Consider the following 13,865-nt stretch of genomic DNA (forward strand, 5'->3'; position numbering starts at 1 on the left):
TAACAAGAGTGTAACTATTAAGCAATTCAATGCGTTATATTCATAAAGATTATAGGTACGACAGCTCTCTAGAAATACACATCTATTAAGGTAACTAATGTAGAAACCATTACAATGGAGGGTATTATGCTCAAAACGAAAAAGAATCAGCAGTTTACGAATTTGAAAGGTCAACTATTCCGATGTATCGTCGCAAGCTTTACAGCTGTCGGGCTTCTTACTCTGGGGGGGAACGCCGTAATTCTGTCTCAGGCACATGCAGACGCACCTGATGTTTCGGTACGCAACTGGTATTCCTATATGGGGATATCGGTACCCGAACTTAAGCCTTCCTGGACTGCACAAGTGGACAATTATTTGAATATGAACGAACCTTATATTGGTCATCAGGCAGTAGCAGAAGAGGGGAAGGTATTCACTTTCGCTGATAGCAAACTGATCTCATTGGATGCAAAGACAGGCAAACGGCTATGGTCTTACGGAAAAGGATTAACACCTTATGTTGTTTATCATAATAACGTCATTTACGGTCTCACTGGGGATCATAAGCCTTATGCTTTGAACGCGAAGACAGGAAAAGCGATATGGCAATCAGGCTCATCCACATGGATCGATACACGGTATCGTACAGAAATGTTAGTTCCAACGGGTGATACCCTTTATATTATCCAAGGAAGTACAACATTTGCATTTGATATGAAGACGGGCAAGCTGAAGTTGAGGGCTGACGAGCCGCTTGGTGAAGGAAACGGTACCGACTACCTGGAGGAATCTAATGGCGTCGTGCTTCGAACCTTTTATGTACAGGGGGCACTTACGTCCATCCAACTAAATGCATATGACAAGAAGACAGGCAAAAAGTTGTGGGACGATTTCGGTCAAGGAGAAGCACTTCAAATTAAAGACGGTCTCGTGTATTCGGTTGATTATCATTCTTCCAAACTGACAGAATATCAATCAAAACCGGAACGTAAAGTGAGTGTGAATGCCTATAACCTCAAGACTGGCGTACAAAAGGGGAGCCTTGAATACAACTGGAAAATGAATGGTGATCCACCGTATGACTATGGGTATGGGGGTGTATTTGCAAGCAATGGAAAGTTATACATTGAACAAAGAGATCGGGTAGCGGAATACAACTTTGACAAATATACAGCTAATGCGGATCCGCTTCGGACTTATCAGCGCCCTTTTTATAAAGAAAATGGGCAGTCGCTTGGTATCGTGCAAGAAAGGCTGATATACAAAAATGAAACAACTGGAGAACTAGCGGGCATCAAGCTGGTGAATGGACAGGAAATCAAGTGGTATGGCAATGCACCTGTTGCTCAGATTAGCGTGTACGGCAAAGGAATGTACCGGACGCAGCGTAACGGAACAATGTTCGGGATTAATATGTTGACTGCTACACCCGTCTTTCGGGTAACCACCGGGGCCGATTTACACGAAGCGACGCTGAAGACAGACGGTATGATCATAATACAGGCGGAGGGTAAACTCCTCGGTGTAAAGCTGCCCGCATCGCTGAGATAAGCAAAGACTAAGTTGTGTTTCCATAAAAGAAAAGAACAGAGGTAGCTGGTCAGTGCGATCGGCTACCTTTGTTTATTTTTCATCTTCAAAAGTTAGCAGAATTCGTATTAAAGAGGTGAAGTAGCCAAAAATTATTTTTCCTCATGCGTGGCTTTTTTGCTTCCTCCGGTGTCTAATTAAATGTAAATCAAGAGGAGGTTCCCCACCATGTCAGGAGCTCATGACAAGAAACCTGTTTATCCGGATGAACAGGAAAGCATCGCTATCTTTGAGAACACGTATGAGCAATATCGTCAACGAATCAGCAAATACTTCTCACTGAAATTGAACCCGTTGGTTGCAGATGATTTGACCCAACAGGTATTTTTGAAAGCAGTCGAAAATATTCACAACTTTAAAGGAAGCTCTAATTTATTCACCTGGATCTTTAAGATTGCTCAGAACACGGTGAAGAACGAATATCGCAGGTTATCGCGACAAAAAGAATCTCCTTATGATTTTACAGCTTATGAATCGCAATCGATCTCTCTTGAATTTACGAAACATGTTGATATTCGAATTGATATTGGCTCTGCGTTACAAAAGCTGGATGAGATTGATCAGGAAATTATTGCATTACGCTTTTTCGTTGACTGCACCTTGCCCGAAATATCCAAGATTGTTGGACGACGGGAAAGCGCAGTAAAGAACAGACTGTACCGGGCTTTGGAGAAATTAAGAAAAGAACTGAAAGAGTGGGGGGATATTGCCATCATGTCTATTCAAGACCTGATTTTCATTGTAAATAAAGGTGAAAACCAAGATATGAATGATCGTACGAAGAAAGTGCATCAAGATTTGTTCGATGAGCTCAACAATAGTGTTGAACGAGTGTCGACCAAATATAAACATCATCCATCACAAAAGGTGGTTATTGAAATTTATCCTGATCTGCCAACGTTCCATCAAGCTGTCGGCGAAACAGATGCCCCGAATTGGTTTATGGGCACATATGAAGGGCGTACTCTGAAAATTGTCTCTCCATTGGAGCCGGGACCGGAGCATACGTATCAATCCATTCTGAAAGGCACAGTCCACTTGTTCGCCATGTGGCTAATCAGCGATATTAATCCTGCAGCTCCCAAATGGATCAGACAGGGCATTGGTGGATATGAGGCGAAACAGATGTCCCAAGATTTCATTAAAGGATCAACGGAAGATAGCATACGCAATCATTCGATTCCATCTTTTGATGAATTAAATAACGATACGTGGGATTTTGAAACGATGAAAGGTTTTCAGTTCTCTTATATGATGGTGGAATTTGTGGTTGAGCGATACGGAGTAGATGCATTGAACAAACTAATCCGCAGTCCTCAAGATTTTGAAGGGATCTTTCAATGTAGTGAGACTGAACTGCATGAGCAATGGGTGAAGTATATAAAAATATAACCTTATACTGTTGATTGTAGGCCCGGTGATGAACCGGGCTTTTTTGTGTTGGAAATGCCCTTCGTGAACAACCTCGTATGTAAAAGATGTTTTATAATCGTTTGTTATATACGCCTCCAATGGTCTGTTCTGTATAATTCGTTGTACATCTGGATTCACTTGCGGATGATGAACGAGGAGGACAATGATGACTTTTTTTCAAAATGGGACACATGAAGAACTTCAATGTTTGCTCGTTCAGGCAAGAAGTGTTTGTCTAAGGGCATTAGATCAGTATGAATTAGCATGGGATTGTATACATTTTATTCAGTTGTCAGATACCATCACGTACAAAATCGATACAGCTCCATCGAAAAGCTATTTGCTTCGCATTCATTCCAATCGGCTAAGTAAAGAGGCTATCCGTTCAGAACTTACTTTGCTTCAATCATTGGGCACATCCGATGATCTCCACGTACCTCAGGGTGTGGCGAGCCGCGGCGGCTCGTATGTTTTGTCCATGGACACAGAAGAAGAGGGACAGTACTTTGATGTCACGATGATGAATTGGGTGGACGGAGAGCATATGGATGGAAATGAGGTTAATGAACGTTGTGCATACCGTATGGGCTCTATGGCCGCAAAGCTCCATGAAGCAACTGCCCGTTTTGTACCATCTCTTGATTTTGCTCGGCCCACATGGGGCGAAGAGAGTTTTAAAGTGGATATGACCAAACTGAGACGTTATTACACAAGGTTTTTATCCGTTCAGGCATGGAAGACGTATCTGAAAGCATCCCATAAAATATTGTCCCAACTTGCAGACTTGGATCAGAATCCACAGCATTACGGAATCATCCACGGAGATTTACATATTGGCAACATCGTATTCAACGATGAACAACCTAATCCAATTGATTTTGGCCGATGTGGCTACGGATATTATCTTTACGATATAGCAAACACAATATTAGGGCTTTTCCCCGCACAACGTTTGGAGTTCATCAGAGGTTATGAAAGTGTAAGGACACTGCCAACAGATTATGTTGAGGTTCTGGAAAGTTTCTTTATCATGTGCATGATTGAGAATTACAGCCACCACTCATCCGACCCGAGAGAAACATCACGATTAATAGATGAGCAGCCGTACGCACAAGCGTGTATCAGAGAATATTTAATGAATGCTCCATTTCTTTTCAATGGGATAGAAGTACAGGAAGTCACCTATATAAATTGAACTAAAGAATATTTACACTTGCCACTCCGATGACAGAACAACCTTCCGATCGCTGTTATCCCCAGATTTTTTGATTCCCTTATTTAAAGGGGAAAATCCGGGGATAAAGGCGAACGCTCCGCTTCTTCAGGTTATTTCTGTCCTCTCCGTTATCGTGTAAATGTTTAGTTCAATTTATATAGAATGTTTAATTCAAAATTAACGGCTTCCCTTATTTTGGCACGTCATTAAAGTTCACTCTACTGCAAAGTAGTATAATTTTTCTACTTAAAAGTAGAGTTTTTGCTGTAGATGATGGATAAAGATTATTTGATAATGAGGGAGGGAAGACAAAAAACGCAAAGGTCAAAGGAGGAATGTTTATGAAGAGTAGGCTGGCATTAATTACTGCTATTTTGATGACAGTAACCAGTTTGATCATGCCAGGTACGATGAAACCGATTCATGCAGCTAGTTCGCATAACTTTTATGTATCGCATGAAGGAAATGACGACAATGCTGGGACTGCGGAATCGCCATTCAGGACAATTGAAAAGGTAAAGCAAGCGGTACGTGGAATTAACGGTGCCATGACAGAGGATATCTATGTGTATTTGCAGGATGGTGAATACATGTTAGATGACACCTTGGTTTTTAACAGTGAGGATTCTGGAAGCAATGGCTACAACATTATTTACACAGCGGATACAGGAGCAAAACCTGTCATCAGCGGAGGTGTGGATATTAGTGATGGGTGGGAATTATACGATACTGAAAAAAACATTTACAAAAGAACAGGGGTGAATTGGAATTTCAGACAGTTATACATCGGTGAAGATCGGGGTATAAGGGCGCGGCAACCGAATCTTACCGAGGCAGACGCAGATCTCCAGGGTCCATATTTCAGAGCCAAAAACGGGGAATATCCTTATGTGATAGGTGAGGATGCACGTGAATGGGGGAATATACTAAACGGCACCAATGCTGAGATGGTCGTGCTGCAAAGTTGGAGCCAGGTGCGCGGAAGAATTGATACGATTAATACCACAACGGGTCAGATTGATTTTAAATTCCCGGAAAGCGGGTTTTCTTATAATCATCATGGCCAGGGAAATTCACCATTCTTTTTTGAAAACGCTTTATCCTTGTTGGATGCAGAGGGAGAATGGTTTCTTGATACCGATGATCAAACGGTATATTACAAACCGAGAAGCAATGAAACGATGAATACGACGCGCATCATTGCACCTAGGCTAGAGACTATTGTAAAGATTGAAGGGACTGAAGATAGTAAGGTTCGCAATCTGGAATTTTCCGGACTTACCTTCAAACACAGCAATTGGCTCGCGCCTTCAAGCTACGGATATGTAGATGTTCAGGCCGGGTTCAGGTATCAGTCGGTTACTGGAGGTAATAACACAGAAATTCGCAATACAGCGCGTTATACTGCAGCCAATGCGATGCTGGAATTAAAATATTCGGGCGACATTAGGATTGCACGTAACACATTCCAGCACGCAGGTAGCTGGGGTATTATGGGTTATGAAGGAACAGAACACACCGATATAACCTGGAACACCTTTACCCAAAACGCTGGCGGAGGAATAGCTATGGGAATCGTAGGCGATCTATGGGATGACGATGAAGGTCAGAACCCTTCGTATACGCTACCTGATGGTCAAAGCCAGCACGATAGCATTACACATAACACGATTGATCGTGTTGCCCTGGACTACGGTGATATGGTGGGGATCGGAGCAATGTTACCGCAGCATATGACTATTGCAAATAACGAGATAAGCAATCTACCATATTCTGCGATTAGCATTGGCTGGAACTGGTCTGACTTGGATCATGGCATGACGAACAATCAGGTGCATAACAACTATCTCCATGATTCTGTCAAACTGATTCAGGATGGAGCAGGCATCTATACCTTGGGCCGAATGGATGGCAAATCAAATATCTACCATAACTACATCAAAAATATGCGGCAAGGGAAATACGCTGCCTGGAACCACATTATGGGTGTATATCTGGATGGCAGGACCAGCTACCGCATGGTTGAACAAAATGTAATTGACAACACTGAGCATGCTTTTTCAGGGTCAGATCACGATAATATTTTCAGATACAATTATTACAATGTTGATTTTGGCAACAATAATGCTTCAAACACCGCATATGGAAATGTGGAAGTTGCGGGATCGAATTGGCCACAGGAAGCATTGGACATTATGGCAGCTGCTGGCCCGGGTAAAGAACCGCTTCCGGCACCGAAAGAACCGACCAATCTTGCTTTAATGAAGCCTGTAACAGCTTCTTCACAGAGTAAAGATCCGGCATTTGCGGTTGATGGCGATCCGACTACGAGATGGGCGCAGGAGGAAGGAAGAGCAGACCCGCAATGGCTGATGGTAGATCTCGGGGACGTTTACCCTATTGCATCTACAAGTACCATGTTCGAACTTGAAAATGGTTACACGTACAAAATTGAATACTCCACCGATGGTGATGTATGGGATATGTACGTAAACAAGACAGCGAATGTAACTACCCAGCAGACGAATCTTGATCTAAAAGCTGTAGAGGCCCGTTATATTAAAATTACGATGACACATGATTGGGGAGGAAGTATCTATGAATTAAGCGTTTTCCCTGGAGAAGGCACAACGCTCCCGGAATCAAACTCGTTACTTAAAATCAATGGAGCCACTTTTGAAAAAAATCCAACCAAGCAAGATGACATTCGTGTGAAAATGATTTTCAACGGTGGGACGCTCAATGGCATCAAGCTTGGTGATACGTACTTGGTTGCAGACCGGGATTATAAGTTGTTCTGGGATCAAGTGATTATTCAAAAGGCGTATCTGGACACATTGCCAATCGGAGAGAACCACCTCACGTTTGATTTTGCTACAGGTGTAGACCCTGTGTTCAAGGTAACCGTTATGGAAAATGACGGCGCAACAGTAATTTCACTGAACAAGCCGGCGACGGCTTCTTCGCAGAGTTTAGACCCTGCCTTGGCTGTTGATGGCAATCCGAGGACAAGGTGGGCGCAGCAGGAAGGTCTCTGGCACACCGAAGGCTGGCTGATGGTCGATTTGCAGGGTGTGTATGCCATTAAATCTGTTACGACCATGTTTGAATTGTCCAGTGGGTATAAATACAAAATTGAGTACTCTATGGACGGGCAAAACTGGCAAACCTATGCCGATCGGACAGAGAGTGAAACGACGAAACAGACGTATCAAGATCACCATTCGAGTGAGATTATCTCCAGATACATGAGGATAAAGGCTCTTTATAGTATGGGGCCAAGTATTTATGAATTTAGTGTATATGGTGTACCCGTAGGATCAAACTCATCTATAAATCTTGCAACAGCTGCTTTCAACAAGCACCCGAACAAACAAGACGATATAATTGTTGAAATGAATCTTCAGGGGAATACGCTCACAGGCATTAAGAATCGTTCTTTACACTTGAAGCCTGACACAGATTATACCGTTGCAGGGAATAAGGTAACGATTCATCGTGATTATCTAACAAAGCTGGGTGAGGGCAAGAACCACCTGACATTTGAATTTAGCTCGGGTGAAAATAGCTTGCTTGAGTTAAATGTAACGGATGTAAGTGGTGAAGAAATCAATATTGCCCTGAGCAAAGCGGTCGTTGCTTCATCGCAAAGTAAAGATCCATTGTTCACAGTAGATGGTGATCCAGACACCAGATGGGCTCAGCAGGAAGGCCTGACTACTTCTCAATGGTTGAAAGTCGATCTAGGCGATGTGTATTCAATATCAGGCACAAAAACGATATTCGAATTAAGTTCTGGCTACAAATACAACATCGAGTACTCCATTGACGGCTTCAACTGGACTAAATATGTGGACAAAACAAGCGTTGCGACCACAGAACAAGTTAATGAAGATCGTAAAGATGCCGAAACACGGTATGTACGATTGAATATTACAGATTCGAGTGGGAATGGAGCAAGCGTACACGAATTTAGCGTATACACCGTAAAGGAAACTACTGTAACCGATGCAACTATTAATCCCGTTGCAGTTACGTTCGACAAAAATCCTTCACAACAGCAAGACGTCGTGACTAATGTTCAATTAAACGGCAATGTATTGAAAAGTGTGAACAATGGAAACCAATTGTTGAATTTGAGTAGTGATTACACCTTTGCAGGTGAGAAACTGACTGTGCACAAATCCTATTTAGCTTCCTTAGGGATAGGTACAGCGACGCTCACCCTAGTATTTGACCAAGGAAATGATGCTAAGCTCGAAGTGAAAGTAATGAACACCCAGGGTACTGGCAACAATGGCGGTAATAGTGGTGGTAACCATGGCAGTGGGAACGGGAACAGTGCCGGTAACCCAAATAATGGGGGGACTGAGAGCACCACTAAATCTGGTAACGAAAATAACGGTAATAATGGAAACACAGAGGGTAAGTCCGATGGTGAAGCGGGTGGGGAGAATGGTGTAGTCGTTCCTACGTTTTCGGATGTTGCTAATCATTGGGCGGAAGCCAATATCTATAAAGCAGCGAAGTTAGGCATCGTTAATGGTTATAATAATGGCACCTTTAAACCAAACAGCACGGTTACGCGTGCGGAGTTTACAGTTATGCTAATGAAGGCGTTAAAGCTCGCTGATAGCGAAAGTGAACTAAGTTTTACCGATGCTGGTAAGATCGGTTCGTGGGCACAGCAAGCTGTTGCTCAAGCTGTCCAGGCAGGTATCGTGAACGGGTATAAAGACGGAAGTTTCCGTCCATCCGCGAGCGTTTCACGTGCGGAACTGGCGGTTATGGTCGCCAGGGCTGGTAAAGTGAAGATTGCAGATGTGGAGACGACGGGTTTCGCAGACGATAACGACATACCGGCATGGGCAAAGAGCTCGGTATTCGCTTTGAAAGAAGCAGACATTTTGAAGGGAAGTTCAGGGAACAAATTTATGCCGAATGCATTAGCGACTAGAGCCGAAGTGATTACCATTATTATTAAGCTGATGTCTATAGATCAGTGATTGGGAAAATAAAAAATAGGCCGCCCACAAAGCAAAAGGGCGGCCTATTTTTTTTCAGACATACGATAGTCTGAGGGAGAGATGCCGTGCACTTGTTTAAATTTGCGGAAGAAATAGTTGGGATCCAGAAACCCGACTGCGTTAGCAATCTCCGATGCTTTTAGTGCTGTTGATACCAGCATTTTTTTGGCATTACCTAGCCGTATACGATTGAGATAATCGTTGAAGTATTGTCCCGTCTCTTCCTTGAACAATCTGCCGAGATAGACATTATTTACGTTGAAGCGCATCGACAGCAACTGTAAGGACAATTCCTCACTATAGTTTTTGAGTATGTAACTTTCTACTTTCCTCGTAATAGGATTCTGGGACAGGATACCAGCATCTTGCCCCGCATCATCCAACACTACATGATTACAGCTTGCTAGCGCTTCGCTGTAAGACTCATGTAATTGTTGGGGGAGGGTGATCACCTTGCCGAAATAATTGTTCCAGGGTGTTTTTAATATCTCTCCGTACCGCTGGGCAATATCATCCATCCAACGCTGGTTAATTATGTTGAATTTCTCTGTTTCAGTGCCTTCATCTGCGAATAAGACAATGATTTGTCTTTGTTCATTCAGGAAAGTGATACCACGTCCAGTTTCATGAAGTGCTTCTTCCATGCTATTGAGGATGGCAAAGGAGCGGAATTGTTCCTCCATATGGGATAGCTCACCTTCCTGCAGATTGCTCCAGTCAATAAGACATATTTGGTAGTTTTCATTCATGAGAAGTGGTAGCTGCAAAAATTTCAGCTTCTCCCGGAGCTGATCGTTTTGAATCCGATTTTGTGCCCAGCGAAGGAGAATGTTATTTTTTAATAGTTGGAATGATTCTCTCTGCATTTGCTCGGCAATGAATTGCCCCTCAACACGTTCGGTACAAGAAACGATAATCTGGGTCAGCTCGGAGGCATCAATAGGCTTGAGCAAGTAATCTTCCACCTGGAACTTCATTGCTTGCCTTACATATGCATATTCATTGTAACCACTCAAGACAACGATAAAGGTTTTCCATTTTCTCAATCGGATCTGCTCAATCAGATGCAGACCGTTACCCTTAGGCATGCGAATGTCAGTAAGCACGATATGTGGTTTATGGAGTTCCATAAGCTCAAGCGCTTCATAAGAGCCTCCAGCCTCGAGTTTCACATCGATATTAAGCGCTTTCCAATTGATTAGCCGTTTCAAGCCTTCTCTAATAAATTGATCATCATCAACAATTAATAGAGTGGTCATAGAGTACCTCCTTAAGAAGCTTGCTAGCGTTTATGTGGGAAAATCATGATAAGACGGAACAATTCGGTATCCTGTTGCATCTCAGGTAAAGACAAACCATATTCATTGCCGTAATAATGCTTGATCCTCTCATGTATATTCTTTAGTCCAAGATGCTGGTCAGGGAAAGTATTTGGCGTTTGCAGCAGCTCCTGCAATCGGCTGTAATCTTCTGCAGTTATACATTGACCGTTATTGCAAATTTCAATCGTAAGCAGATTGGTTTCTTTCTTAATTTCGATTGAAATGATTGGTTCATCATATTGCTCCAGCCTCCCATGCTGGATCGCATTTTCGATAACAGGTTGCAATGTGAATTTGAGCATGAAGCAATTTTCAAGATTTAGCTCGGAGATCACTCTCAGTTCAATGCGGTTGGACTTGCCAAGCATTAGCAGCTCCAGATAGTAGTTCGTATGTGCCAGTTCCTCCTGCACCGAGATGAGGTCATCAGTCGGCTGCAGCATCCAGCGGTATAGCAGTCCCAGATGGTATATTTTTTCTGCCAGAAAAGGTTGCTCGCTGATGACGGCCTGCATTCGCAGTGATTCCAACGTATTGTACAGGAAATGAGGGTGAATCTGTGTCTTTAATGCGATAAACTCGGCATCTCGCTTTCTAATTTCTGCTACATACACTTGATTGATATGATTTTGCAATTCCTCTGTCATCCGGTTGAAGCGCATAATCAGATCACTGATTTCATCGTCTCCGTTCACTGGCATCAGAGTGGTGAAGGGATTGCGCTGCACCTTCTTGAAATGTTTGCTCATCTGATTAAAGCGTCCGACGATCAGCCGCTGGATGATATGAATTATCATGATGCAGACCAACCAGCTTATGCCAAGTGTGATGAGGATACGTATCATGGTGTTGGCTAGCTTGCTCTCTATATTAGACTTGGAGCTAATACCGATAATTTCGAGATGGTTCTTGTCAATTGTGATCCGAGAAATCAAATCAGTAGATGTACTTAGATCAAATGGTTCATTTGGTTTGCTGTCCAACAGCAAATTGTTTCTTTGCTTGATAATGAGCCGATAATCCGAGTTCTGGGAATCAAATTCGTTTGTAATAACCCCTGTGTTCAAGACAGCAAGTTGGTAGCCGTATACATCCTCGGGACGAATACGAAGTGGATTATAAATTGGATTAGCAATATAAAGGATGTGTTCCGCAGGTGTTAGCAATTCATCCGAACTTCCAAAATAGGGGTGTTGATACGCTTTTGGAAAAGTTTCAAAAAATGGCTGTAAAGCAAATGCTTCATTAATACGGTATTTTTGCTGCTGCGATTCAATGAACAGTTGTCCATCTTGCAGCCGATACAATAAAACTGCCGAAGTGTAGGGATTGCGCGACAGCATATGCGTCAATACGTTTTTGATATAATTTTGCTGGGTTATCGCTTCCCGATCCTCCATGTCAGTAGGAATGTTACCGGGTAGAAACATCTCGGATACACTGGTCTGCATGTTGCTTCCCATACCTTGATAGATGCTTAATGTATCATACTGAAACCGCTCAATCATATCGACGAGTTGGATTTTTAACTTTTCGGTACGAATGGAAAGCATCTCGATCTCTTTTTTCTCCAGAATAGAATAGAAGTTATTATAAATAGCCATGCCTAACAGCAAGAATACAAGAAGCAGGGCTGTGCCAATCGCAATATTAAGTTTGCGAAATATGTATCGGCCAATCCATTTGCGGTAAAAGGAAACTATTGGCATCCAGCGACCCCTTTGATGTTCGTTTAATGTCATTTTATGTACTCCATTAAAGCGCTGTCAACATAGATATAGTTTTTCCAGTAAAAGTTTGGTTTTTGCTGTCGCAACTACCGTCAGGATTCATTTCATTTCTAATGCAAAAAAGAAGTTTAATTGTTCTAGCTAAAGTAAAATTTATGCTGTAGCTCCTTTAATTCAAACATTCCTATAATAGATTTTGAAGTTACTAATTGAACTGAAGAGGTGGGCGAAATGAAAAAATGGTTTACCATGTGCATGACACTCCTCATACTGGGCACGGTATTGGCTGCTTGTAGCGGCAGTGAGGGGAGCGAAGGAAACCAAACGAACAAAGAAGCTGGCAAGGACATAGAAATCGTCTTTCAATCCTGGGTGACACCGAACCTGACAGTCGACTACTATGATCAATTGATTCAACGATTTGAGAGCGAGAACCCTGGTATCAAAGTAAAGCGTATTCAGCCCCCTGCAAATGAGGGCTCACCTGACAGCTATTTGAAAGCATTGCTGGCATCCGGAGATTTTCCTGACGTTGTCCAGAACGCCACGATCCAAATGTTCGTAGACGCAGACGCGTTGCTTGAAGTACCGATTGATGATGATATTAAAAACATTAACAACTATGAAGCGGAGATGATAGACGGCAAACTGTACAATATTTCTGCGATTAGACAGCCGCAATCATTGATCTTCTACAATAAGAAGCTGTTCGACGAGGCAGGCATTGAAGCTACACCTAAAACTTGGGCGGAGCTGGAAACTGCTGCCGAGAAGCTAAAAGCCAAAAATATTACACCAATTCTAACAGCAGGGGATTGGACCGCCGGATTTACCTTCTCGGTTATGACATCTTCAAACATATACAAAGAAAATAGGAACTGGTACGCTGATCGCTTCGATAATAAAGTGAAGTTTACGGATGCGGACTGGATTGAGAGCGCAAGTTATTACACCGATTTGGTGAAAAAGGGCTACTTTAATAAAGGCGCTTTAAGCATCGATTACACGGCAGCTGAGCAGGAGTTCTTAAAGGGCAAGGGAGCGATGTATCCAATGGGATCATGGTTCAGTGCAGCTGAGGCAACTGCAGACAAAGATTTTGAAGTAGGTGTCTTTGCAACCCCTACCAAGGATGGGACACAATATTTGCTTGGTGGCGAGAATGCAGGCGGTTATGCAGTAGCCAAAAATAGCAATCACCCGGAAGAAGCACTCAAATTCGCCAAATTCATGATGCTTGATCCTGAAGCTCACAAAGGCTATTTGCAAGCAGATGCACTCTTCTCCAATTTGAAGGTACCGCTGAAATGGGATATGTCCCCATTGCAAACTGAAATTTATGAGCTGCTTCTTAACAATCCCCCAATGGTTGGCCATATGAACAATAAAGTTGGTAAAGTACCGGTGGCAGGCATCCAGGACCAATACAATAAAGTAGCGCAAAGTATTTTGCTCGGTGATACAGACGTAGAGAATAATATGAAAACACTTGATGAGTATTGGGACAAAAATAACAAATAAAATTGTGAAAAGGGACAGACAAATGTCTCTAAAAAGACACCATTAAGCTAATCTGGCGGTGATA

The 13,865-nt window shown here is 42.7% G+C and carries 7 protein-coding genes; 5 read left to right on the top strand and 2 right to left on the bottom strand.

Going from position 1 to position 13,865, the window contains the following annotated elements:
- The first annotated feature begins 126 nt into the window (after positions 1-126).
- The 4 genes from AC3ITG_RS15350 to AC3ITG_RS15365 all read left to right on the top strand — a co-directional run bounded on the left by AC3ITG_RS15350 (position 127) and on the right by AC3ITG_RS15365 (position 9,207).
- A complete protein-coding gene (locus AC3ITG_RS15350; RefSeq protein WP_489254262.1) occupies positions 127-1,533 on the top strand; it encodes an outer membrane protein assembly factor BamB family protein in 1,407 nt (468 codons plus the stop codon).
- 207 nt (positions 1,534-1,740) lie between these two features.
- Positions 1,741-2,964 carry an RNA polymerase sigma factor gene (locus AC3ITG_RS15355; RefSeq protein ID WP_489254263.1) on the top strand — a complete coding sequence of 408 codons (1,224 nt, stop codon included), beginning with the start codon at positions 1,741-1,743 and terminating at the stop codon, positions 2,962-2,964.
- A 184-nt stretch (positions 2,965-3,148) separates the two neighbouring features.
- On the top strand, positions 3,149-4,180 hold the full coding sequence (locus tag AC3ITG_RS15360; protein ID WP_489254264.1) for a phosphotransferase enzyme family protein: 1,032 nt from the start codon (positions 3,149-3,151) through the stop codon (positions 4,178-4,180).
- A gap of 362 nt (positions 4,181-4,542) precedes the next feature.
- The gene (locus AC3ITG_RS15365) at positions 4,543-9,207 is read left to right on the top strand and encodes a X2-like carbohydrate binding domain-containing protein (RefSeq protein ID WP_489254265.1); all 4,665 of its coding nucleotides are present in this window, start codon (positions 4,543-4,545) and stop codon (positions 9,205-9,207) included.
- 44 nt (positions 9,208-9,251) lie between these two features.
- Here the strand turns inward: AC3ITG_RS15365 and AC3ITG_RS15370 are convergent, their stop codons facing one another.
- Positions 9,252-10,487: a response regulator transcription factor gene (locus AC3ITG_RS15370; RefSeq protein ID WP_489254266.1), complete on the bottom strand. Its 1,236-nt coding sequence runs from the start codon at positions 10,485-10,487 to the stop codon at positions 9,252-9,254.
- Between the two features lie 23 nt (positions 10,488-10,510).
- Positions 10,511-12,259, bottom strand: coding sequence for a sensor histidine kinase (locus tag AC3ITG_RS15375; protein WP_489254267.1), 1,749 nt, complete (start codon positions 12,257-12,259; stop codon positions 10,511-10,513).
- 252 nt (positions 12,260-12,511) lie between these two features.
- Between AC3ITG_RS15375 and AC3ITG_RS15380 the strand changes: the two genes are divergently transcribed.
- Positions 12,512-13,801 carry an ABC transporter substrate-binding protein gene (locus AC3ITG_RS15380; RefSeq protein ID WP_489254268.1) on the top strand — a complete coding sequence of 430 codons (1,290 nt, stop codon included), beginning with the start codon at positions 12,512-12,514 and terminating at the stop codon, positions 13,799-13,801.
- Positions 13,802-13,865 lie beyond the last annotated feature (64 nt).

This window comes from Paenibacillus sp. GL_099_B, from assembly GCF_057835695.1.